The following is a 25321-nucleotide window of genomic DNA, read 5'->3' on the forward strand; positions in this document are numbered from 1 at the left end:
ATTAGGGTTACTTTGTGTCATCAAAAATACCGACATAGGTAGGTTGCGTGTTAGATTTGCTGGCGCGATACATTCCTTTGGTATTAAAAGGCATGCTGATATTGCCCTGGACATCTAAAATGATCACTCCGCCGGTACCACCAGCCTCAAGCATTGGACCAAAAATAACATCCTGTCCCGCTTGTGCCACTGTTTTTCCCTGATACTGTACCCGGGCGCAGATATCCGCCGCGACGTTATAACGAATAAAATACTCACCATGTCCGGTCGCAGAGACCGCGCAAGAATCGTTATCCGCGAATGTACCTGCGCCTATGATCGGTGAGTCACCAATACGACCAAATCGTTTTGCCGTCATCCCGCCAGTAGAGGTGCCTGCCGCGAGGTTACCCTGTTTGTCCAGTGCCACAGCCCCAACAGTGCCCATTTTATATTGCTGAGGTAGCTGTTGATGTAAAGCCTGATAATCCTTAACCCCCTGCTCTGCTTGCTCCAATTTCTTTCGCGCTTTTTGCCATGCCTCATAGCGATGAGGTGTATCAAAATAGTCCTTGTTGACGAACGCAACCCCCTCACGCTTTGCAAACTCTTGTGCACCTTCACCACTGAGCATCACGTGCACCGACTTCTCCATAACCGCTCTGGCTAACTCAATGGGGTTTTTTATCAGTGTCACACCGGAAATTGCGCCAGCCTGGCGATCCCGACCATCCATAATCGACGCATCCAGCTCATGCGTGCCGTCATAGGTATATACCGCGCCTTTTCCGGCGTTAAAGAATGGGGAGTTTTCCAGCACCTTAATTGCGGTCGTAATTGCATCCAGGCTCTCGCCGCCTTTTTCCAAAACCGCATATCCTTGCTCAACGGCTGATTGCAAAGTTTGCCGGTAAGCTTGCTCCTGCTCTGACGTAAATTTGGCGCGCTCAATTGTGCCTGCACCACCATGGATTGCGATAGCAATCGGTGATTGAGCTGGGGCTGAAAAAACGGGGGATGCTGTGCTTAATGCAGCAAGCAAAGATGAAGTAAGTAATAAACGGCGCATGTCGAATTCCTGTTGTTCTTTTATTGTCGAACTAAGCTGCCGGATATAAATTCTGGTTGCAAAAAAAAGCGATAAAAAAAGCGCCCTTAAGGCGCTTTCTTGCAATTCATAGTCACGCGTGACTTAGCTTGCCTGACGCTTTGCTTTCAGGCGTGCCAGACGGCCAACCTGATGTGTAGAAGTCAGGAAAGAGAAGATAGGTGCCAGGTAGCCACGCTTACGCAGCTCAAGGTAAGCTTCGTCGCTCAGTTCGTTCAGCTTACGCTCGTCTACCAGGTAGATACCGTTGATGTCTTTCTTTTCACCAGCGATTTCAACAGTCAGAGTCTGCTGTACCAGCAGGTCTTTCTCAGCCAGGTATTGTGTGAAAGCTTCAGTAACGCGAGAGAACTCGATGAAGTTAACCAGCGCTTCTTTACGACGCTCAAGGTACTCAGTTTCTTTGCCGTCTTCGAACAAAGCATTGCCTTCTTCTTCACCTACCAGCGGGCTCGCTTCATCAACCACGATGCCGTACTGATCTTGCTCTGGGTGTTTAACCAGACCAAATGGGTAACGAGATGCAGCCAGAGGTGCGATACCCGCAGTCCACTCGCCATCTTGTACAAACAGGTTTTCACCTGGCTCAAGACCAAATAAAGCAACTGCCTGATATTGACCGCTCTCTGTATTCTTAACAAATGCCATCGGGAATTCAGTTGCTACACGCGCAAACTCGTGTGCAACGACCGGGATCAAGTGCTGAGATTTTAAAAATTCTACATTGATGCCATTTTTTACTTTAGTGTTGGCATGTTTCTCGTTGTGTAAAGGCTGCACTTGTTGCTCCGCCATAATACTGCTCCGTTTTATCATAAAGTTGTTATTTATATGCGTCCAAGGCTATAGCTTTTCAAGGTAAAAGAAAAGAAATATTGTGGTTAAATTCTTTGAAAGCCATATCTTGCTGCTTTTGCAACCAGGTTGCTGTGTGTCTCTAACATTGCTCCAGCTTTCTGTTGCTGCTGGGCCACCAGCTTCAGCATAGCTTCCTGTTGTGACAGTTTGTGTGGCGACGGGAAATTGCATTGACTAGGGTAATTCATGCCATACAACACGTACAGATGATTCTCCAATCTGAAAACATCCAGACTACTCACAAAGTCATACTCATTAGGAATGTCATTACGCCATAATACCAGTTTATGTTGCAGCGATTCCGGGATCGTTTCTGGCAAACGGTTCATACGCCAAAACTCACTGTCATCGCGATTAGAAATGCAGTAATGCAGTTTGATAAAGTCAACGATTGACTGCCAGACATGTGTCATGTGTTGATTAAACTGCTGTGCAATGGCAGGGATTTCCTGACGTTCACCGGGGAGGCGCTTTGACAACATTCTGGCTGCCAAATCAAACACTAACAACCCTGTCGCTTCAAGTGGTTCAACGAAGCCCTGGGACAACCCAATACCAATACAGTTTTTCACCCAGGCTTGCGCTCGATAACCCACCTGCATTTTAATCAGCCGGGATTCGACGGTGTCTTCTGGTTTTCCGAGATAAGCAGATAGGTCGCGATGCGCCTGTTCGTGGCTCGTAAACTGATCGCTATACACATGACCAACCCCCTTACGGGTTTGCAGACCAATGTCCCAAATCCAGCCTGCCTGCTGAGCGGTTGAAATAGTATAAGGCGGCACCTCATGCTCATTTGCATAAGGAACTTGCGTCACCACAGCATGATTGGCAAAGAGGACGTCACTCTTATCAATAAACGGGGTATTAAGCGCTTTGCCAAGCAATAAAGACTGGAAACCACTGCAATCAACAAACAAGTCGCCTTCAAGCAGGCCTCCTTGTTTCAGCTGTAATCCCGATATGGACCCATCCAGTGCGAGCTTGACCGATTCTACCTCATCCAGCACATGATTAACCTGACGGTTTTTAATCGCATGCTCTGACAGCAATGCCGAAAACTTGCCAGCATCCAGGTGAAAAGCATAATTAATCATGCGCTCATATTCAGCGTTCGTGATCAGCTTAGGCGCCTTGTTTTCGAGTGCGATATGGGCCTGAATGGAAACACTTTGGTCAAAGCGAGCCCTGGCCTCTGGTAGCTGATGCAACCAGTAAGGCAGCAGATTAACCCCGTTAACATTTGGATCGTCAAATGGATGAAAGTAGCAATGGGGTTGTCCGTTAACTGGCTTATTCCAGCCAACAAAATGAATGCCATTTTTAAACGTAGCATCGCACAGGCGAAACATGTCCGACTCACGGATGCCAAACTTCTTCAGGCTATCGACAATCACCGGGACAGTCCCCTCCCCGACACCAATCGTCGGAATGTCTGGAGACTCTACTAATGTAATACTCACATCCTCCGACGCGTCTGCGGCCAAATGATTCGCAGCCAGCCAACCCGCGGTGCCACCACCGACAATGACGATACGCTTAATTTTGGTTTCTGCATTTTGCACAATTCACCTCACAACTACTGTAAAGACCACCACGGACAGACATGCAGCTTTTACTACAAACAAAGTACGCCTGTCTCGATCTTGCCATAAAACAGGCATAAAAAAGCCCCACTATTTAAGCAGGGCTTTTCCAAACAACAAAATTAGAAACGTAAGTTTGCACCCAGTGCAATCTTGCGCTCACCTACATAGCTCCATGCAGGGAAGTTGTGTTTCGTTTCTTCTTTCAACAGACCGTCAGAGCCAGAGATACCAATCTGGTAGCTGTCTTCTTCAAGAATGTTTACAACTTCAAGCGTCAGACTGATATTGTCATTCACCTGGTAGTTACCAGTGAAGTCCAAAGTACCGAAGTCCATGTGCTCACGTGAAGAGTAGAAACCCGTTTCACGGATCATGAACTCAGAACGCCAGTTATAAGCAAGACGAGCACCGAAGTCATCATTCTCATAGTAACCTACCAGGTTAACTGTGTGGTCAGAACTGTCTGAGAAACGGCCGATACGGTCATCGAAGTTTGTTTCTTCAGATGAGCTGTCTGCATACGTGTAGTTAACAATCGCACCGAAGCCGTTGTCAAACGCGTGTTGAAGCTGAAGCTCAAGACCGATTACGTCACCACCGTCACCATTCACACGGTTAACGATGTTCCACACGTCACAGTTACATGCTGGGTCATTAATACCGATAGACTGATTTGGCGTGGTTGATGACGTTACGAATGTCTCGATGTCTTTGTAGAAGAACGTCGCACTTGCGAAGTTGCTGTCACCATAGTAGTACTCGTAAGACACGTCCAACTGAGTTGCCTTGAACGGCTCAAGACCTGGGTTACCAGTTACTTCTTGCTGGTCGTTCGGGTTTTCATTGTCGTAACCACTCAGGCTAGAACGTGCAAACACATCCTGGTAGTTAGGGCGACTGATAACCTGTGCGATTGAACCTCTCAGGATAGTGTCTTCATCCAGGTCATACGCGATATTGAAGCTTGGCAGGATATCTGAGTAATCCGCTTCTTTGTTTGACAGTGTCTTAGATTTCAGTGCATTACCACCGTAGAAGTTACCTGAATCTGTGATACCTGTCACAGTGATGTCTGAACCATAGTAGTCACTGTTTACATCTGTGGAGATGTAACGCAGACCGAAGTTACCACGGTAGTTTTCACCGCTGAAGTCAGCCATTACGTAAAACGCAAAGTTCTCTTCTTCAAGCGCTGCATAACCACTGCGGTCACGTACATATTCGCTGAAGTTCTGCGCAGTGTGGTTGAACATCGCATCCAGGTGTGGACCAGGGATAGTGATGTATTCAAAACCCGCTTCGTTTACACCGTTACCATATAGTTGAGCAGGTGCGATATCAGCAATGTCCGCAATTACGCTAGTTGGGTTATTTGGATCACTTAGCACCGGCGTACCATCTGCATTACGCTGAATGTTTGCCAGGCCTTTAAAGTTGTCTTCTTCAACCTTGTGGTTAGTGAAACGAGCACCAACGTGAACAGCAGTGATGATGTCATGATCAAGCATGAACTTAGTATCAAGTTGTGCGTACGTTTCTTCATCCGTATTCGGCTGATTACGTACTGCCCATGCTGCTACGCCTGGGTTACCCTCATTCCAGTGACCAACGCGATAATCATTTTCTTTCAGCTGGATCTTGATACGCTTGCCCGTCATGTCGATCATGCCGTAGCGATCTTCATGAGAACCAATCAAACCACCATAGTTTGTTTGCGCTTCTGTACCACCCGTTGCTTCTGAACGACCGATACGACCAGAAATTTCGAACGTGTCACGTTTGAATTCAAAGCCAAAATCAACTGTTTCAGATTCCATCTTCGCACGACGTGCAAAGGCTTGTAGCCAAGACGGGTTATCAGTTGGTGTTGCCGCTGTTGCTTCAGACAACATACATACGCCATCCGGGTTTTCGCCCAGACAGTTTGCACCAGCCTGGAAAATCCAGAAGCTGCTGTTGTTGTTGTTCGCTTCTAACTCCAGGTTCATGTAAGTCAGATCGAATGACAGTTCATCATTTGGCGCGTACTGGAACGCTACGTTAGTCGCTGTTCTTTCACGCTCTTGCAGGAAGTAGTTAGCAGAAACAGCACCATTCCAGCCAGCCAGTGATTCGTTACCACGACGAACATAGTCAGTTTCCTGTACTGCTAATGCAGCAAGTACACCAAATGTTTCGTCATCGTTTTTATAGCTTGCAAGGCCACTGTAAGCAGGATCCCACTGCTCAGACTGGCTTGAATATACGCTCTTTACAGAAGCGAAAACGGTTCCGGAATCCAGGTCTAGTGGTTTACGGGTTTTTACGTTAACCGTACCACCAACACCACCCTCAACAATGTTTGCTTGTGAAGACTTATACACGTCGATACCTGAGATAAGTTCAGGCGGCAACAATGTGTAGTTGAAGCTTCGGTCAATTGCTTGCTCGGTGTACCAACCTGTTGAAGCAACGTTCTGACCATTCAGAGTTGTCAAAGTTAGCTGGCTAGACGCACCACGAATAGATACTTGCTGGCCCTGACCAAACTGACGGCTAACCGCTACGCCTGGGATACGACCCAGTGCTTCACCTACGTCACTGTCTGGAAACTTACCGATATCTTCTGCAGATACCGCGTCTACAACGCTGGTTGCAAATCGTTTAGTATTAACTGCTTCAGCCAATGAACGGCGGATACCGCGCACTTCAATGACTTCAACGTTTTCTTGAACGCCAGTCTGGTTATCTTCAGCAAACGCTACGCCTGTCACACCCGTACTTAGGATGAGGCCAACCTTAGCTGCCAGTAAGCTTTTTTTAAAATTATTAGCTAACACAGGATTCCCCTTGAATCATTTTGTTGGTTTTTAAATCACTTCTGCCCAGTGATGATGACAACGCTGTCATCTAATAACAAACCATACACCCAAAATTACAGATTCGCTACATCTTTTTTTATGGCTTACATAAGATTTTTTCAACAAAATCCTAACCCACTGAAATAGATAGAATAAATAATTTTGTGGTTATAGTTTGTTACAAACGAGAAGAATATATCACAAGCTATGCACTTTTTAACAGCAGTTGCGATGAGTTATGTAGAAGAATTGGACCTAATTAATAAACTAATCTAATTTAGGCGAGTTGTGCTATCTGATTATTCCATAAGCGTTCGGGCAGAAGCGGATTCAAGGTGATAATAGATCTCAATGACAACGCTGTCATTTTATCTTTTTCATCATTGCTTTGTCTAGTGTATTTGCATGACAAATTTGCGAAGAAGCCTTTAAACTCGCAGCTGTACGGTATTTGTTCATAGCAAAACAAGTACTTAAACCAAGTAAAGAGAATGAAAATTTGTCACTACTCTTTCTTTTTAACTCAGATATGCATCAAAGCTTGTTAAATCATGTACCCCATTGAGAGCTTTTGCAGCTAAATGTGGCTTTATAGCACCTAAATTGACGGGCTGAGCTGGCACCTAACTATCCAGCTAGCTTTCCGCACTGTTCCTTTAAAGACAACAAAAAGCCCGGTCGAATTACTCGCCGGGCTTTTTTAAACACAATAAAAACTGCGTTAATTTATTTACTCAGGTCAAGCATCAGCTTGTTCAAACGAGCAACAAATCCTGCCGGGTCTTTCAGGCTGCCACGCTCTGCAAGCAATGCTTGATCCAGCAGTACCTCTGACCATTGTGCGAACTTATCTTCGTCCTGCTCAACGTTCAGGTGTTTAACCAACTGGTGCTCTGGGTTAAGCTCAAAGATTGGCTTAGACTCAGGGGCAGACTGACCAATCGATTCCATCAGCTTTTGCATCTGTGAGCTCATGTCGTGGTCATCAACAACCACACAAGCCGGAGAATCTGTCAGACGGTGCGTAAAGCGTACTTCTTTTACTTTATCACCCAACGCTTCTTTGATGCGCTCAACCAGGCCTTCTACCTGCTTTTCGCTCTCTTCCTGCGCTTTTTTACTTTCTTCGTCTTCCATATCACCCAGGTCTAAATCACCGCGCGTAATTGACTGGAATTGTTTCTCAGCAAACTCTGTCAGGTGACTCATCATCCATTCGTCTACGCGATCTGAGAGCAACAGAACCTCAATGCCCTTCTTACGGAAGATTTCAAGGTGCGGTGAGCTCTTCGCAGCTTCAAAGCTATCTGCCACCACATAGTAAATTTTATCCTGACCTTCTGTCATACGCTCGATATACTGTTCCAGTGACACATTTTGTACACTCTCGTCAGTATGCGTCGAACTGAAACGCAGTAGTTTAGCAATCGCTTCTTTATTAGCTGCGTCTTCAGCCGGGCCTTCTTTGATAACCTGGCCGAATTCATTCCAGAAAGTCTGGTAGTCTTCTGCCTTGTTCTTACCCATACGATCAAGCATCTTCAGGATACGTGACGTACAACCCTTGCGGATTGCCTGAGTAACTTTATTATCTTGCAGGATTTCACGTGACACGTTCAGTGGCAGATCGTTGGAATCCAACAGACCTTTTACAAAACGCAAGTAGCTTGGCATAAACTGTTCAGCGTCATCCATAATGAATACGCGTTGTACGTACAACTTCAGGCCTGTCTGACGATCACGGTTCCACATGTCGAAAGGTGCTTTTTTAGGAATGTACAGCAAGCTGGTGTATTCCGTTTTACCTTCCACTTTGTTGTGTGCCCAAGTCAGTGGCTCTTCCCAGTCATGACCAACATGCTTATAAAACTCTTTGTATTCTTCTTCGCTGATCTCTGACTTATCACGCGTCCACAAAGCCGTAGCACGGTTGATCCCTTCCCACTCACCAGGCTGGGCTTCAATTTTTTCACCGTCCGGGCCTTCAGATTCTGGTACAGGGGCTTTAAACATTTCCACTGGGATAGAGATGTGATCAGAGTACTTCGTTACGATTGAACGCAAGCGGAAGTCATCTGCGAACTCCAGCTCTTCTTCACGCAGGTGAAGAATGATCTCTGTTCCGCGCTCTGCTTTTTCGATATCTGCCAGGGTGTATTCACCCTCACCTTTTGACTGCCATTCAACAGCCTGCGCCTCACCCGCTTTACGTGTGCGTACAGTCACTTCGTCAGCAACGATGAACGCTGAGTAGAAACCCACACCAAATTGGCCAATCAGTTGCGAGTCTTTTGCCTCATCACCTGTCAGATTCTTAAAGAATTCAGCAGTACCAGACTTTGCAATGGTGCCCAAAGAGCTGATCACTTCATCGCGAGTCATACCAATACCATTATCAGAAATGGTCACTGTTTTCGCGTCTTTGTCGGCACTGATACGTACACGCAGGTCGGCATCACCTTCATACAGGTTACCGTTTTGCAACGCTAAGAAACGCAGCTTATCAGCAGCATCCGACGCATTGGATACCAGCTCACGTAAAAAGATCTCTTTGTTTGAGTACAAGCTGTGGATCATCAGCTGTAGTAGTTGCTTAGTGTTGGCACTAAATGAATGATTTTCTTTGGTATTTTCGGTAGTCATTTGGTACACCCTAACTTATTTGGTACACAATAGTAGTACATAGTTAATCAGTTAACTTGCGTTATGCTGAGGTATATTGTGCTGGGGAGATTTTTTTCAAGAGTGAGCAGGGAAAAAAATTACGGATTGCATATATTCAGAGCAAGCAGAAAGCCCATTCGGGCGTTCATTAAATTGCTTTTCTGCCGCTAAACGCATGCATCAGAGTCATGCCATCGACCAGTTCCAGCTCACCGCCTACTGGCATACCATGTGCGATCCGCGAGGCAGTCACATTGTGTTGATGGCACATCTCTCCGATAAAGTGAGCTGTGGCCTCCCCTTCAACCGTCGGATTGGTTGCCAGGATCACCTCATTGATGTTGCCATTACTGAGCGTTTTCTCCAGCACATCCATGCCAATTTCGTTTGGACCAATCCCATCCAGCGGAGACAAATGACCCATCAAGACAAAATACAGTCCCTGGTACTGGCCTGTTTGTTCGATTGCCAGCACATCGCTTGGAGATTCAACCACACATAACAACCCGGTATCCTGACGTTTAATGTTGCTGCAGATATCGCATACCGGGGTTTCTGAAAACGTCCGGCAAGATTCACAGTGACCAATTTTATCCATCGCCTGTAACAGGCTCTGGCCTAACTGCGTGCCACCACTGCGGTCTCTTTCAAGCAGGTGAAAGGCGATCCTTTGTGCCGATTTAGGTCCAATGCCGGGTAAACAGCGCAGCGCTTCAACCAAGGCTGAAAGTGAGGGAGATAATTGCATAATAGAGCGTTCTTAATTTGCTGACAGCGTTGCACGATAGCATGCAGACGTCCGATGGCCTAACACCAAGTCGACGGCTATCTATGACACTGTTCGTATTCGTTCAATGGTTACCATCTTACTATGCCTCATGCAGTAGCGACAAGCCAAAGATAAGTCACAAGCCAGGTATCACAGCACATTAGATAAAAAGAAAAAGGCGGGCAATCGGAGAAGATTGGATCTCATGGGTAAGAGTGAATACCCGCCTGAAGGACGCAAATTGTCTCTTTAATTCGTGTCAATTAACTCTTAGCCACCAGCTCTTTGCTTACCTGATCGATACCGACTTCACTGATCCGTGAGGTAATTTCTTTTTGCTTAGCGCTGAGCAATGAGATGCTTTCGGCAACCAGATCATATACCTGCCACTCTCCGGCTTTATTTTTACGAAACTTGAATACAATGTCGATGGTTGGGGCATTCGGCTCAACTATCTCAGACTTTACAGAGGCAAATTTACTGTCGGCACTGACAACAGATTCAATAAAGTTAACCTGCTGACCTTTATAGCTCATTAGCGCATTTGCATAGGTGTTTGCCAGATATTGCTCAACGGCATCGATGAAAGTCACCGCCTGCTCGCGCTTGATCTCACGGACATGTTTACCCAACAACTTAAAAGACACATATTTAATGTCTATATGTGGCATCAGCTGTTCGCGCACCAACTTCTTCAACTCAGCCTTCTTTTGCGCTTCTTCCAGAGTATTGAGCTTGCTGATATCTACAAACAATTGGTCACCAACCGACTTGATCAAGCCGTAAGGGTTACTTTGTGTATCCGTTGCTGCAATGCTTTGTAAGCTGCTAAACGCCAGCAATGCCACCAGCATAAGTTGCATTAGTCTTTTCATGATCCGCTCCGTTATATGTTAATGAGGCAAGTTTAACGCTAACTTTGCAGATGAAAAACACACAAATCAGCACCATATTAGTGCCACTTTGGCATCAATTGATTTTCCTTTAAAAATCAGTTACCTAGTTTTTTGGTGCCAATTTAACATCAATTAGTTGCTATTTAGCGCCTTTTTAATGGCAACTAACACCCAGACAATAGGGATATTCAATTCTACTGGGTTAGATTTCATTATGATCAGAGCAATCGTGTTTCTGCTGTCACTGCTTACTGTTGTTACTGCACCTGTATACGCGCAGCAACATGGCTATGCCGTCCACTACATTCATGGCGAAGGCAGTGTCGACGGGATTAAATTAGCGTACCAATATCATCCTAAGCTGGACTTACCACAGGCCTGGCGTCACTTTGATGTGCACTTCGAAAGCAGTATCAACTTCTGGCGTTATGGAGAAGAGAACCATCATGATGGCAATTTTGTCCTGGCAGTTTCCCCCGTAATTAGGTATCCATTCACTACCTTTAACGGTCACCCGGTGGCTGTGGAGTTAGGCATTGGCCTGGCCTTACTGGATGATACCCTGTTTGCGGGTAAAGACGTCAGTACCCATTACCAGTTTGAAGACAGATTAGGGCTGGTGTATCAGATGGACGATGCCAATGTTGCGATCCGCTATATGCATTACTCCAATGCCGGATTTAAAAGCCCCAACCCCGGGCTGGATTTTCTTTCCCTATCCTATTCAGCGTATTTTTAAGCACTTACCACCCGGCCATACGCCGCTCGCCGGGCATTGCAGCCAAGTAGCAATTGCGAGGTGGTACCATCCCCCCCTTCAGCGCTGCAGCCGGGACTAATAAACTTTAAAAAACTGGGTTAGTTATCACTGACCCAGCAGCGTTGCACTGTTCCCTTATCATCACCAACCCGCCTTGACAAACAGGCAGTTTATTCTAACCTCCAAAGATTAGAGTAAGTTAGTCACTGACCATGTCATTTCAGCGTTTTGATAGAGTAACACGTCATTGGCGCACTACAATGAGTAGGGCCAGGGACAACTTATGATCAGAAAACGACCCAGCCAAACGCCAACGGCGCTCTTGTTAACTTCCATTTTATTCATCAGTTCACACAGCGCAGCACAAGATGATGAACTTGATACATTGATGGAGCTAAGCTTAGAAGACTTGCTCGATGTCACCGTGTCATCCGCCTCCGGCGTTGAAGAAACACTGCGTGATGCCCCTGCCGCTATGGTGATCATTACCGCTGCGGATATCAGGCAGCGCGGTTATACCAGCATTGATGAAGTGATCCTGGATCTTCCCGGGTTTGATAGCACAGTCACCAATGGTAATGGTGGCGTTATCACCTATCAGCGCGGCTATCGTACGCCGCTCACCCAGCGCACGCTAATGCTGGTCAATGGCATAGTCGATAATCACTTGTGGTATCACGAAGCCACCTTGTCAAAAAATTACCCATTGTCGAATATTGCGCGGATAGAAGTGCTGTATGGCCCGGTAGGTGCGGTATATGGCCCCAATGCATTTTTGGGGATCATAAATCTGGTCACATCTGATGCCCGAGACACGCATCAGGGTAATGATTTTTTTAAAGTGAATATTCAATCTGGCAGCTATGACACACAGAGCGTTGATATTGCCGCAGGCGGTAACCATAACAACCTGACCTATAATCTGTCTGCTAAATACTACTCGAGTGACGAAGCCGACATCGATGAACTGGCGCCCTGGGGTTTTGTCAGTAACGAACTATTGAGCAACCGCGATATCTGGGGGCCAGTCATCTATGACACTGCCCTGTCCGCCAATTGTGAGGCGGATGGCTGTCCCCACAGCTCTAAATACAACGAGTTTGGTGCCTATCACGACCCACAAAGGGAATGGGGCATTCTTGCCGATGTCGCGTTCAAAAACTTGACCTTAGGGGTCATAGAATGGGATATGCGTCATGGCTGGGGTCCGCAATATCCGCATGACAGAGCGCAGCCTGCGGCCCAGTGGTATCGTAACTCTGAACAATATTACCTTCGACACGCAGGCACAATTAAAGAAAGCTTACAGGTGAATACTCTGCTGCTAAGCAGAAAAAGTGGCAATGGTGGCTACTGGGTCGAATCTTTCCCCGGCTCCACTGCTTTGAGCGGCCCCGATGTGATATCAACACTGACCATTTCGCACTGGCGAACAAGCAATAAGAGCTGGCTGTTTAAACAAGACTATGAGTTTGATTACTCTGAGCAATTAAAGCTCAGTGGCGGCATCAAATTTGAAGACAAAGAGCTCACCAAAGCATACGATGCCTGCGGCTATTTCCCCGAAACCTTTTGCTCATCAGACACGCCAGAGACCGCTGGTGACGGTGTTGCGGTCAATACAGACAGCACCATCAACATTCAGCCAGATACACTCAGTCGAATGCCAGACGAAAACCTCGCCAGCCTGACTGACCGAGGCGCATATATTCAGGCTATCTGGAATATCACTGACTGGCGGGTCAATGCCGGTATCAGATACGACAAGAATAGCCTTTACGGCAGTACCACTAACCCCAGAGCGTCTGCCATTTACTTTCTCTCTGCTAAATCAACCATTAAGATGCTCTACGGCACAGCTTTTCAGGAACCTGCCCCGATCCAGCTGTGGGGTGGCTGGAGCGGCCGCTCTGCCAATCCAAACCTGAAACCAGAAAAAGCCGAAAATTTTGAACTCATTTATATGTATCAACAGGACAACTGGCTTCATGATCTGTCTTTGTTTACCGCCAGGTACGACGATGTTGTGAAAGAAGAAGCGGAAAACGCAGGAAAGCGTAGCACCTATGGTATGGAATATCGCGGTAAATTTGAGTTCAGTAACTTTATCCCAGGCGCAGCCAATATCTCCGGTTACCTGTATTACACCCATACAAAAACCAAAAGCAGTGTCAGTTACGACCACACGCTGGATCTGTGGGTAGGTCAAGGGATAGAAAATTGCCAGGACATCGCCCAGAACCATACGATATCTTACAACCCCTGCCAGGATATGGATGCGGAGCTCGGTGATATCGCGCCACACAAAGTCAGTGCCGGGCTCAATGTACCCGTCAATGAAGCACTCAATGTTAACGTCAGAGCCAACTGGGTTTCGAGCAAACAACTCTATTTGAGAAACACACTGCGCGCAAAAGGCAGAGAAAATGAGGCGTACTTAACGGTCGATGCCAATATCATTTACCGGTACGGATCAATCGAAGTCGCGTTTAAAGTAAAAAACCTCTTTGATGAAATCTATTATCACTCCGGCGCAGAAGCCGCCGCGAGTGGCGATGATTTTGAACAACGCTCACAAGGCTGGGCCAACTCCCTGATCCCCCAACCCAAGCGCAGCTTTATGCTCTCTGTGAATATGCAATTTTAGGTAGCGCCTGACATCAAAAATCTGTCTAACCAACGGTTTTACCACAACACGCGGTCCCAGCGCCTCTTTGAACGATACTACAATTAGGTCTTTATTAAGTATATACAGCGAAGAGTGTGCTATGCGTATACACTATTTAAGGAGCATTAAGTACTGAGGCCTGGGTGCGCCCGTGTAAGTAGGAATATTGGCGCAGGTCATTGTCCCACCCTGATCGTCATACATTAAGGTGACCTGCAAATCGTCTGTTAAAGAAGTAGTTGCCAGTGAAACCCATAATGAACAAGTTACAATACTGACTTCTGATGAGTCTTCGGTATTACATATTCTTGTATAATGATTTCTCCAGGTGCCATTAATGATGACGTTATTACTTGCATCAATATATATTGGTGACCTTACCATTACACCAGATATTCTTCGCCATCACATTCGCTGAAGCAAATGCAACCAACAACCATAAAATCATGCTTTTCATAACGTCACCCTAACTCAAAGTCGCACCAACCGGCGTACCACATATTACAAATACACAAACACACCAAGTGTCTGTCTCCTTTTGTAAATATAGTGCTTTTTACGAGTGTAACGGTCAAGTTGAATTGGCTTAAATTTTTAGTTTTGCCAGTACCTTTCTTCCGACTGATTTGCCGGCGTGCCACCATAGCGCTAACGGAGAATTCAGCGACATCCACCTTTAAATTCAAAAGCCAACCTAATCGGGGTCAATTTAGAAATGCAAGACGATTGACCCCTGCACTTCCTATTAACTCGCGGCAGAAAAGTCGTAAATTTAACCACAAGACTCTGAAATTCAGGCATACAAATGCCTCTCAATCCTGAACTTGGTAAATCAAAAAGCAAATAAATAAGTGCTAACCCAGACACCGCTCGTACTCGGTCAGAATGGTTTGCCTGCTGTTGAAAAGTGCTGCATAAGCGTATACAGACCCTCCCGCGATTTCATTCAAAATCAGATCTATGTTACCGCCATGACTGTTTTTAACACTCAACAGACAACTAAACTTTAGCCACCTTCGATTACCTGGGCTCACAATTAGATACTGTATTGCGAATGAGCGATTGTAATGATTCGAGCGTATGCGTATCCAACTGCTGCGACAAAACCTCTGCCCGCTCTAATGCCGCAATGCAATTTGGAGTCAGTTGAGCAAGTTTCAGGAGTAACTTATCGAAGACAAATGTACCAACCACAAGCACAGCAAAGCACAGGCTAACCTTAGAAAAAAACTTTATGCTATCGAGCATTTTTTCATCGGCACTTGCTTTTTTATCTTGTTCCTTTCGTATCAAGATGAAGCTCATCGCTAAGAAAAGGAACGCAACTCCGCTAAAGCCAAGCTGCAATATAGAGATAACATCTTGTCCTGAAAACCCTAAAATACTCATCCTTTGTTGACCTCGCAGCGATAGCTCTCTTCTGACCACAGCCCATCGCTCCACGCTTGTTCAATGTCAGGTGCCAGAGTACTTAACAAGCTGTCTGGTACAATTCCCGACGATTTAGGATAGGCGCGATAAGCATCCTGAATAATGGTCACCACTGCTTTGCCAGTATCTCCACATATTTTTACCACCTCGGGATACTTGGGTTCAGACAAACCTAATGTTGCAGCCGCAAGCACTAAGCGTGTTTGTGGATATAAGTATCCATCTACAAATTTGACTTCTGGTACCACGCGACCGAACGCATTAGCTCTAAACTCGGTCCGCATGCCTGACAAAATTGGAGCAGCGAGTAAATCAATTGCTACCCTGCGGCTCATTGCATTCATTACAGGATTGCCCGTCAGTTGTTGACGGTTAGATGCTTTTTCTAACCAGGCAAAACCGCATAAATCGGCGCGCACCTCATGCTTGGCCAAACTAATTTTATTGCTAAATAACCCACCCTTTTGCTGCAAGCCTACCATTTCGTCCCAGATGCCTTTCTTTTTTATCATCGGCGTTTGGTCGATATGGCACAGGTTATTATTGAAGTGGTAAGCTTCATGGCCCAGAAGAAAGGCGTGAGCATACTGGGTGATTTGTTGGTACAGCGCAAATGCTGCTTTTAAAACGACATTAGACGAATCAATATCAATTTGGTTATTGGTATGGCGATAAATATCAATCACTAAGCTGTACAAACCATTTATGTCGTCAGCCGAAAGCTGACCTTTCGAAATAATTTCTTCGCTGCGCTGAGTGAATGCATCAGAACCTGAGAACCCCTCAGCATCGGCAAGTAACAAAGCATCCACCCAGCTTAACTTGGGCCTAATATTCAGGGCGCTTTCTTTACCTTTTCCGTTTGTATAAATGAATGCACTGTCGGCGGCTAACCAGGCTGCCATTCGCATCAAAATGGCAAATGGCTCTTCCCGACAAAAGATTGCTTCTGGCTCACCGTAGCAAGCTAAATCAGGCTCCACAGCGCATTGACGAACTTTAACTTTTGTCGTGGCATCGTTATCAACGATGGAGAAAACGTCATCAGCGACTTGCGCAATCACTGGTCGATAACTTTTATTTTCTTGAGTCGCCCCCTCACCATAGCAGAGCGCTAAGCGCCATTCACCTGACCAAGCCACGGCTGGCAAGAGCAAGAAAATAAACAAAACACAGTAACGAATTAAATACACTCCATACTCTCCTTGAGGTCACTCCAGAGATCAGAGAGGTCATAGTCTTTGATCACGCTCTCGATAGCTTCAATAGCAAGTTTGTTACCAGATATATCAAAGTAATCGATATAGACCCTGACGTAGGACATGTCTTTATCCACTACATACCCAGTGTCAAATAGACCTTTTTTATCCCGACTAATGATTAACAGGTTGAACTTATCAGCAGCGACCACTTCTTTGCTTGCCAATAGTTTTTGCGCTTTCATCCACTGTTCAAAGCTAGACTGGACGCTTTTCAGGCAGTTATTCAGTTTACCAACCACTAAGGTAGCAAAAAAGCGCTGCATTTCCATCGCTCCGCCACTCGCTTCATTGGGCTCCTCAATATCAGAGTCTATGCTATCGACCAGCGTAATGCCCACCAAAGGCACAGAACCTTGACGATGCACTACCTCGTCATTCGCCAATGCGCTCGAACAAACGCTCAAAATACATAATAGATACCCACACCATTGCTTTTCTGTCATCAGAAAGCCTCCCTATGCCGAACTGTTACCGATGATTGTGTTCATCAAATTTAGTCATGTGAACATTTCGGACTCAGATAGCCCACTCAAATAACCCAGTGTTGGCATTAACTTTCTGAAGCATCCACCGGTAAATTCACAGACCTAGTTGAACTTGGCGTTTACCAAAATTCCGATTTAGGTTGGGTGTGTATGCAACCAAACCTTCATCCATAACCTTTTGAGTATTAGATAAAAGTAGACGGCTTAGCAGCCTTGTGCGAATTTAGGCTAGGTGGCCGTGTAACCATATTTATGAGCGATTGTCAGCCGCCTTGTCCAAGATCGACCTCAGCATCATTGATAAGTGTAAAATATCCCTCTTTATCTTCGAGTTGAAGCGAAATTGAGATATACACAGTTTGCCCTTCTTCTGGTTCTTCGTTAAAGCCAGCACCAATTGAGAAAGATATTTCTTGATGTACTTCATGAGATAATAAATTTTGCGTTTTCTGAAAATTGTTGACTGCGACTTCTGAAAGTCTAAATGTGTATTCTGTTTTTGCAGGCTCAGTTGAAAAGAAACCTTCTTGCGCAGCTATCCTACTCCGTTTTTCGAGAACGAGTGGAAATGTAAAATTACTAAGCCCTTTTTCATTCGCTAAACTGAGACTTAGGTTTATTTTTTCCATGTTCAACGTAAAAGGATCTGACAACCAAATTTTCGAGCGTATTTGCGTAGGCTTCAGAGCCGCAAAGCTCTGCTCATCAAAGTTGCGATATTTAAGCAGGGTCGAGATAGGTATGCTCGAGCAACCAAAAAGAAATATTACTATAAAAACAACAAAAAGCTTTTTCATTTTCTCTCCTTTATTCAGTCCAGACACTTGCTGCGCGCAATTACTCGAAAGCGACACAATTAAAGCTTTGCAACATGTTAGCTGAACTTAAATCAAGCCTCGGATAGTGAGTTCTCAAAGTCAAAGAAGCCCTTCTCCTGAGGCTCCATATATTTTCTGATGTGGTCTATCTGCTATATTTGATACCAAGTACTGATGCATAAACATCCTTTGCGTTAACGCCCCGGCCAGCGGAAAAAGCAAGTGCAATGAGTACTTCCCGCTGACCTGACTTGTTGTCTTTAGTTTGTAGTAATGTAAGCATGTCTCAAATCTTCTGAGGCAGTTGCAAGAGTACAACTGCCGGTGCCGCCTAGTGTTATTTGTTGTTTACCTATTTGAGCCGCTAACAAGATTGATAATATGTTTTGACCTTCAGAGGATGTCGCGTCAAAGCTAAACTTCCATGATTGTGTACCACATGTTTGATTACTAACACTTCCGTTTACTTGTACCTGGCACAATGGAGAAATGGATTTTGTGTGACAAACCACTTGCTTAATGGTGCCCGTAAAGCTTGCTCCAGCCAGCGAATGAAAAGGCAATAAAGTAAAAAATAAAAACAATGGCAATTTTTTCATGTGTACTCCTAATACATAATAGCGTGTTGGCTTGAATACCGTTCAAGCTCAATGTCCAAAGCCCTTCAGAATATAATTAAAATAGTGTAACCCTAGAAAGGCAAATGACCACCACTCACAGGTTTTCCAAAGGCATAGTTTGAAAGCCGGGTGCTTTATCAACATCAGGCTAAAGAGAGCCATAAATATATCAATAACATATAGTTACCTAGATTTCAGCAACAAAGCAGGATAACATATGTACCCTTTAAAGATACTTTCATGTGGCCACTATGCGTCAATTTTCAGTGTTGTCGCAAAGTCATTATCGGACACTTTTCACTCACTTTAAAATTAATTAAGGGATATAAATTTTGCAACGCAGAGATTTTATAACCAGCGTAGCAGCGATAGCTGGTACAGGGGGAATGCTAGGCTTAAAAGCCCATGCTGCTGAGTTACAAACTGGTACCCAAGATACCTCTCAGATTGTAAATGTCATTGACTTTGGTGCAAAAGGAAATGGATTCACGGATGATACAGATGCAATGAGAGCGGCGCATGCAACCGGTAGAATTGTCTATTATCCCGCGGGTGAATATAGATTTACATCTTTTGAAATGCGAACAGGTGGGATCATAGGTGAAGGCAAGAATACGATCCTCACCTGTACTGATTCTGGAGAGCAACACGCAATTACGCACACTCTTGAGGATCCTGACAGCGTACTTATTAACGAAAGAGGCGCGCTGTTTAGAGATTTTTTACTTCGCTATGAAAATGAACAAAAAAATGGTTTCGGTATTAACCTCATCCCATCAAAATTATCGGATGGTAACCCAGTTGAAAATTATACTTCTTATATATCAAATGTAACTATACGAAATTTTTCAACCAGTATCAAAACGTCGCTTGTTTCTTATATGAATATTGAAAATTGCTATTTCGTCAACTTTAGAGATTTCGGTATTCACTCTGATATGAATAATGAAACATTTGCCGACAACGGTGATAATGGCTTTATAAACAATTACTTTTTTACTTCACCAAAATATTCGAATGCGATTTGTGTAAGATACAGAGCTGGCGGGCTTCGCTTTATTGGTAACAAAGTAAACGGTGGGTTAATTGGTGTTGATATCAGTCCCAATCAAAGCTCTTCTGTCGTTTTAATTAATAGTAACAGTATAGAGAACCAAACAAATACAGGCATACGCTTTTTTGTTTATCCTGAAGATACAGCTGCTCGGGAGTTTGGTCGAATCGTTATCGCCAACAATCAGCTTAATCTCGCCGCTACCGAAGGCTCCGCGATATCAATCAATTCGCAGGTAAACGACTTCAAACTAAACGACGTCAACATCACTGGAAATACGATTTATGCGGCCAGAACATCCGCAAACCTCATCGACTTACGAGGAGTTGATCGCTTTAATGTGGTTGCTAACCAATGTTATGCGCACGCAGCAGCCTCCAGCGGTGTTTACGTCCATGCAAATTGCAGCAATGGTAACATTGAAGCCAACTCAATTATGGGCACAGCTTTGGGAAAAGTGATTAACTACAGCGACACAGTGACGGTTAATGGCATTAAAGTAAAGGTTACGGAGCGCATCCAGCTACCAGCACTTTTGGCAGGTGAGAGATATGAAGGACAAATCAGTATCCGACAGGCCGACTTCAGCGATGAGTGTGTTGTGCTATGGAATATTGATCGTCAGGGACTTGACCTAAAAGCTTGGGTTTCCAGCCCCGGACAAGTCAAATACCGAATTGCAAACTCAACAGCGAATGACTTTGCCTCAACTGAGGTCGCTCAAACATTTGTAATCAGGCGAGTTTAGTCCCCTGAAAGACGCCACCCAAAATCACTTTGGGTGGCTTTAGTTCCTGTCAGTTTATAAGCGGGTCATGCATCAGTTCTTAACCATTATGCTCACAGCTAAAGGGTAGTCGTTTGTACACCCGTTGACATAGAACTTTAAGGTTCTGGAAGTGCTCATAGCAAAAAGTAAACTAGATAAAGCTCTATCTGCCATCTTTTCATCTGTAAATACAATGAACTCTTTTTTACTACATTGAAGCTGGTTAGCAAATGTGAACCTAGATTTATGTCTGACATAGAGCCCTTCATCGGCAAAAGAAAAAGCATTCTTTTGAATTAATTCATACTGCAATAAATCATTAGGGGCCAGCTCTACCCACTCACCACCACTGACCCAACCAGGTAAGAGCATTAATACTAATATGATTTTTTTCATTTAACCCCCTAGATAAATTACCCACTTCCATTCTGGTGACACATATCGATAAAAAACCCTTAATAGTCAGCACCTTACCCTAAACCTGGTCTCATCGATGTTCACAAGGCTTATGTGTTGTGTGGTCTATACCACATGGAAATACCCAACGGACACACCGTAATATCCAGTGATAGTGTTGAGTATAAGTTAAGCTGACCAGCTTCTTCCTTGCAGTTGGCATAGTCCATTGTCTTCAATCCTTTGAGCCTGCTCTGAGTGTAGACATCGTTGCAAAAGTACGCCATTTTTAGGTAAGTGCCGCTTATTCTCCGAAAGCGCCCGCTTCAATAGGATGCGAAAAAATACTAGGGCCGTCACCAGGTGAAGGCTGTTTTATATATCTATGATGTTTGCTATCCAATCCTACTCCATATTCAAAGCACAATATGAAAAGCTGTTCACCTCAGGAAAGCCAAAAAAGTTGCCGGGTTACCTGTGTTAGAGAGATGGTCGTTGCATTGAACTCAGTGCTTAGAGGTGGAACAATGTGGGAAGCGCCAATTGCTGAAATTTGGTTATTGACGCCATAGTCTCTTGTCATAACTATCTGTCAGATACAGCATAAATCAGCTTACACACACCACTATCTGTAGTTCTTACCCAAATCGGATGTTCTGTTGTGTGAGCGGTCAGTATAAGTGAATACACTGAGTCGTAGTTTTTAGAACTCGGATCTAGTTTAATGTATCCGTTACTACCAGCATCACATGATAATTTTGACTCATCTCCAGAAGTGCTTATTACCGTACCGCCATCAGATTCGACAACGATTCTTGTAATTTTAACCCCAGTACAACTCACACCACCACAAGCAGCTAAAGCATTGCCCGAAAAAAATAAAGATAAAAGTATAAAAACACTATATTTCATGCTAACTCCAAAGTTATTACAGATAATTAGACTCCCTCCTTCCTGCTATGCTTATTGCCAGCTAGCTTTTATGATTGGAGCCATACAGTTATGAACAATACTACATTGATCAATGTTGATTTGACAAAAGGTGTTTTGCAGGTTTGCGTGTACGTAAACCATTAGGTGCGTTCGAACGCAGAAATGACACCGCGAGCATTTACATCCCGAATTACTACTCGGCCCCCTTCAATCATCATAATTGAGACATGTGCGACGTCCAGTTATTAGCAGACGCTCGCTCGTAGTTACAATCACCCGGTGTTTTTACGGCTTTGCTTTAATGCACTGAAAACTGCCACCAACAACATGGGTAGTACCGTGAAGTCTAGCACGAACGCTAACGGCCAAAATGCCTTGTATGGCCCAAACCACAATCCCAGAAACAATAGAATTGCACCAAGATAGGGCACAAATGAAGTGCTACCATTTCTAAAAATAGCGGAGAAGTACGCATACCAATTACTGAGGCCTATAAAAGCACCCAGAATAATCAAACTTAGAAGGAGTAAGGAGTTCATTTAAATCTTCATTTTCAGACAAGACACATAACGCTCGCTTAGCCAATTCAAAATATCAAGCTAAATTAGCAACAACGAAACGCAAGCCTTCTTTTTTCGCCCGTGAGGTGCCGCGCTTTTGATAACCAAATGAGACCAGGTTATTTTTATTGTTCTTTGACGCCACAACCATTCCCGTATAAGGCCCAATGACTAAACTGCTTACGCTGAGTGCCTATACAGCTTTACTGTTTTAGGCACCTGTTATGTACCAATTACTCGGAGGTTTCAAACTCAAAGCCGCCTACCTTTTTGGCGACCAAGTTATAAACCCAACAAAACAGGCGCTGCATAAAGTAAAACATAACCCCATAAAATATGGGTGCAAAAGCGAAAAATAAAAATGGAAAACTGGGAATTTGTTCTCCATTGTTAGTCCTCATTTCTGGAGTCATTAAGAAAAAAAATATGGATATAAAACTAAACGGCAACATTAGGATTGCTAACGTCATTGCGAACACTTTGCTTGTCTGATGACCAGAGATATTTGTGATTTGAATTTTCATAGTAGCCTATTTCCCCCTTAGCATATGACGCCCATACCTAAGAAACCTCAGGTATTTGTGTTCCGAATCAATAACAGTATCGATTGCTCGAACAGATAAACTTATACATTGTAATCTAGCATGCAGCTCTGATAATTGGCCTGTCATAAGAGATTGTTTATCTTTGCATACATAAATAGATACGTAGCAAGCCATAATAATAAAATTACTAAAGCAAAGTAGCCAGCCTGCTCCTTTGATTTTTTAAAGGAAAAAACATATAAAACTAACCAGCATGCTAATTACGAAAAGAGGCTGCACATTAAAAGCAAAGGTTATTGCACAAGGTCCCCCCCCTGTCTGACCATCTGATAAACACCCATAAATTGACTTTATCGTCACTACTGAAAGAGTAAAGTTTAAAATTATCAGAAAGTTATGTTTAAGATAAGTATGGCTCGGCATATTCTTTACTTACAACGCAACCATGTGGAATACATGAATGACAGGCTAAATATTGAGCCAACCACGCTTTACTAACCCACATGTTGATGTATGTATTAAGTTTCTATGTACTTACAACAAGTCTGGAATATAAAATTTTCATTTTCAGCAACTCCCTCGTTGTCAAACTCAATGGAAATGGCTCCAGACACCTTGAAACTACCATCCTGGTTTTTATAAATATTTAACTCTTTAACATCACACCAGTTATGAGCGCAGCCGATATATACAGATCCTTCAGCCTCTGTATAAGTGGAATGGCTCAAATTCACTCCATCTAAATTAGAAGGGTCAGTTAAATCCAATTCATACCAATCTAGAACGATTTCAGTTTTAGTTGGTTGCGCATCACAATCAAGGCCAGAATCAAACGCCGTAAGAGGGAGTGTTACTCTATGAAAAAGAGTTTTTGATAACCCTATACTCTTATTTTCAAACCAATATGACTCAATAACTCCATTCTCGACTCGAGTTTTACTCTGCAAATCAATCTTCATCAAAGCTTCCTTGAAACATAACAACTTACCCGACGCTACAATGTCGGAATGTAATCCGACAAAAAGGGCTTTACAAATAAATTCATAGTCCCACGGAATAAACCTAAAGTAAACAAAAGGTTGTGGTTAATAAAGGCAGACGTTTTTTAAAAGCTGGGCAAAGTGGAGTGTAACAACATGGGGGATAACAACTAAAAAGCCCGACCATCAGGCCGGGCTTAGTTAACTCATAAATATCGTGTCGGTTTAATCGCGCGTAATGCGGATCACCGGGCGTTGCTGGCAGGTTTTCCCTAGCAAACAACTCAGTGCATCGCGCACGGTGTCAACACTAAAGTCGAGCAATTTAACCTCAGGTGCCTTGATGCGGCCATTGCTAACATCATCGAGTAGCTGGCGGCCCATAAAGCACAAATGCTGCTGGGCACACAAGCTGTTGGCCATCCAGGCACCAGCGACTGAGACCACCCCAATATTGGGCGCTTTCTCAAAAAGTAGCTCTTCCGGAATAGTGCCAAAGCCATTCAGACAGGCGATCCGACCACAGAATCTCAGATGACGCAGGTCATTTAAAAAGGAGTCGCCACCTTGTGTATTCAGGATACAGTCAAAACCACCAGGCCCCATTTCTCGCTTGATCTGTTCGCACACCGACTCAGATTCGCAATCGAATACCCAGTCTGCACCAAGTTTACTCAGTCTCTTGTGGTGTTCTTTTTGTGCGAAAGCAAACACCTGAGCACCGCGCTGCTTGGCATATTGCACTGCAAAGTGAGCCACGGCACCTTGCGCGCTGTTGATGGCTAAGGAGTCACCGTCCTGCACCTGCATTTTATCCAGTGCCAGCAATGCTGCCATCCCCGCATTGGGTAAAGACACTGCCACTTCGCCGCTCATGCCATCCGGTACTTCCGACACCGCGTGGCTGGGTACAACCGCGTACTCTTTTAGCATCCCCTGCTCTGCCAGGCTGGCATTAAACAACACTCGACTGCCTTTGGGTGGAAATACCCCTTTAGCAGCTGACACCACAGTCCCGACGGCATCCAGTCCCAAAACGTGAGGATATTGCCACTGGCAAAATCCGTCTTTTGCCATCCGTGCGTCCAGGTGATTCAGTGCCACATAATCTATGGCAACCAGTAACTCGTTGTCCCCCGGCACTGGCATGGCGTGCTCTGCCATCGCTAAGTCAAACTCAGCGCCACATTGACGCAGTTCCAGCGCTCGCATGGTGGATTTTTCGACTGACATGAGTGGTTTTCTCCGCTTTTCGGCCATTTTGAGGCCTGGTTGCCCATAATTTTAACTTTCCGATTATGGGCAAAACTTCGCAATTGTTGCTATTAAACCATCTT

20 protein-coding genes are annotated in these 25321 nt (G+C 44.6%); 3 read left to right on the forward strand and 17 right to left on the reverse strand.

Features of this window, described 5'->3' with window-relative positions; translation table 11 throughout:
• Positions 1 to 7: 7 nt before the first annotated feature.
• The 7 genes from PRUB_RS14420 to PRUB_RS14450 form a co-directional block, all read right to left on the reverse strand.
• Positions 8 to 1048 (reverse strand): isoaspartyl peptidase/L-asparaginase family protein, encoded by a 1041-nt coding sequence (locus PRUB_RS14420; RefSeq protein WP_010381695.1) that lies wholly within the window; start codon positions 1046 to 1048, stop codon positions 8 to 10.
• A 123-nt stretch (positions 1049 to 1171) separates the two neighbouring features.
• Positions 1172 to 1882, reverse strand: a complete 711-nt coding sequence (locus PRUB_RS14425) for a SapC family protein (protein ID WP_010381698.1) — start codon at positions 1880 to 1882, stop codon at positions 1172 to 1174.
• 86 nt (positions 1883 to 1968) lie between these two features.
• Positions 1969 to 3510, reverse strand: coding sequence for a tryptophan halogenase family protein (locus PRUB_RS14430; protein WP_010381700.1), 1542 nt, complete (start codon positions 3508 to 3510; stop codon positions 1969 to 1971).
• A 143-nt stretch (positions 3511 to 3653) separates the two neighbouring features.
• Positions 3654 to 6353: a TonB-dependent receptor gene (locus PRUB_RS14435; protein WP_010381702.1), complete on the reverse strand. Its 2700-nt coding sequence runs from the start codon at positions 6351 to 6353 to the stop codon at positions 3654 to 3656.
• A 747-nt stretch (positions 6354 to 7100) separates the two neighbouring features.
• Entirely contained in the window at positions 7101 to 9017 is a 1917-nt protein-coding gene (gene htpG / locus PRUB_RS14440) for a molecular chaperone HtpG (protein ID WP_010381703.1), read from the reverse strand.
• A 169-nt stretch (positions 9018 to 9186) separates the two neighbouring features.
• Complete coding sequence (gene recR, locus PRUB_RS14445) at positions 9187 to 9786, reverse strand: recombination mediator RecR (protein WP_010381705.1); 600 nt, start codon at positions 9784 to 9786, stop codon at positions 9187 to 9189.
• Between the two features lie 284 nt (positions 9787 to 10070).
• The gene (locus tag PRUB_RS14450) at positions 10071 to 10670 is read right to left on the reverse strand and encodes an MlaC/ttg2D family ABC transporter substrate-binding protein (protein ID WP_010381707.1); all 600 of its coding nucleotides are present in this window, start codon (positions 10668 to 10670) and stop codon (positions 10071 to 10073) included.
• A gap of 247 nt (positions 10671 to 10917) precedes the next feature.
• Between PRUB_RS14450 and PRUB_RS14455 the strand changes: the two genes are divergently transcribed.
• Together PRUB_RS14455 and PRUB_RS14460 are read left to right on the forward strand one after the other, a co-directional pair.
• Positions 10918 to 11442, forward strand: a complete 525-nt coding sequence (locus tag PRUB_RS14455; protein ID WP_010381709.1) for an acyloxyacyl hydrolase — start codon at positions 10918 to 10920, stop codon at positions 11440 to 11442.
• Between the two features lie 304 nt (positions 11443 to 11746).
• Positions 11747 to 14110, forward strand: coding sequence for a TonB-dependent receptor plug domain-containing protein (locus PRUB_RS14460; RefSeq protein ID WP_010381713.1), 2364 nt, complete (start codon positions 11747 to 11749; stop codon positions 14108 to 14110).
• Between the two features lie 1041 nt (positions 14111 to 15151).
• Here the strand turns inward: PRUB_RS14460 and PRUB_RS14465 are convergent.
• The 5 genes from PRUB_RS14465 to PRUB_RS14485 form a co-directional block, all read right to left on the reverse strand.
• Positions 15152 to 15520 (reverse strand): hypothetical protein, encoded by a 369-nt coding sequence (locus PRUB_RS14465; protein ID WP_010381714.1) that lies wholly within the window; start codon positions 15518 to 15520, stop codon positions 15152 to 15154.
• Positions 15517 to 16755, reverse strand: a complete 1239-nt coding sequence (locus PRUB_RS14470; RefSeq protein WP_010381716.1) for a hypothetical protein — start codon at positions 16753 to 16755, stop codon at positions 15517 to 15519. Before PRUB_RS14470 ends, PRUB_RS14465 begins: the two co-directional genes overlap by 4 nt.
• Positions 16746 to 17267: a hypothetical protein gene (locus tag PRUB_RS14475; RefSeq protein WP_010381717.1), complete on the reverse strand. Its 522-nt coding sequence runs from the start codon at positions 17265 to 17267 to the stop codon at positions 16746 to 16748. The genes PRUB_RS14470 and PRUB_RS14475 overlap by 10 nt, the downstream gene beginning before the upstream one ends.
• A gap of 305 nt (positions 17268 to 17572) precedes the next feature.
• Complete coding sequence (locus PRUB_RS14480) at positions 17573 to 18106, reverse strand: hypothetical protein (RefSeq protein ID WP_010381719.1); 534 nt, start codon at positions 18104 to 18106, stop codon at positions 17573 to 17575.
• Between the two features lie 281 nt (positions 18107 to 18387).
• Positions 18388 to 18726 carry a hypothetical protein gene (locus tag PRUB_RS14485; RefSeq protein WP_010381721.1) on the reverse strand — a complete coding sequence of 113 codons (339 nt, stop codon included), beginning with the start codon at positions 18724 to 18726 and terminating at the stop codon, positions 18388 to 18390.
• A 353-nt stretch (positions 18727 to 19079) separates the two neighbouring features.
• On the opposite strand from PRUB_RS14485, the gene PRUB_RS14490 reads away from it, so the two are divergent.
• Complete coding sequence (locus tag PRUB_RS14490; protein WP_155946196.1) at positions 19080 to 20549, forward strand: glycosyl hydrolase family 28-related protein; 1470 nt, start codon at positions 19080 to 19082, stop codon at positions 20547 to 20549.
• 72 nt (positions 20550 to 20621) lie between these two features.
• Here PRUB_RS14490 and PRUB_RS14495 read toward each other — a convergent pair whose 3' ends face one another.
• The 5 genes from PRUB_RS14495 to PRUB_RS14515 all read right to left on the reverse strand — a co-directional run bounded on the left by PRUB_RS14495 (position 20622) and on the right by PRUB_RS14515 (position 25217).
• Positions 20622 to 20966, reverse strand: a complete 345-nt coding sequence (locus tag PRUB_RS14495) for a hypothetical protein (protein WP_010381725.1) — start codon at positions 20964 to 20966, stop codon at positions 20622 to 20624.
• 585 nt (positions 20967 to 21551) lie between these two features.
• The gene (locus PRUB_RS14500; RefSeq protein WP_155946195.1) at positions 21552 to 21878 is read right to left on the reverse strand and encodes a hypothetical protein; all 327 of its coding nucleotides are present in this window, start codon (positions 21876 to 21878) and stop codon (positions 21552 to 21554) included.
• An 814-nt stretch (positions 21879 to 22692) separates the two neighbouring features.
• Positions 22693 to 22983, reverse strand: a complete 291-nt coding sequence (locus tag PRUB_RS14505; protein WP_010381730.1) for a hypothetical protein — start codon at positions 22981 to 22983, stop codon at positions 22693 to 22695.
• 539 nt (positions 22984 to 23522) lie between these two features.
• Positions 23523 to 23963, reverse strand: coding sequence for a hypothetical protein (locus tag PRUB_RS14510; RefSeq protein WP_010381732.1), 441 nt, complete (start codon positions 23961 to 23963; stop codon positions 23523 to 23525).
• Positions 23964 to 24209: 246 nt separating this feature from the next.
• On the reverse strand, positions 24210 to 25217 hold the full coding sequence (locus PRUB_RS14515; protein WP_010381733.1) for a zinc-binding dehydrogenase: 1008 nt from the start codon (positions 25215 to 25217) through the stop codon (positions 24210 to 24212).
• Between the last annotated feature and the right edge of the window lie 104 nt (positions 25218 to 25321).

It is taken from the genome of Pseudoalteromonas rubra, from assembly GCF_000238295.3.
Lineage (GTDB): Bacteria > Pseudomonadota > Gammaproteobacteria > Enterobacterales > Alteromonadaceae > Pseudoalteromonas > Pseudoalteromonas rubra.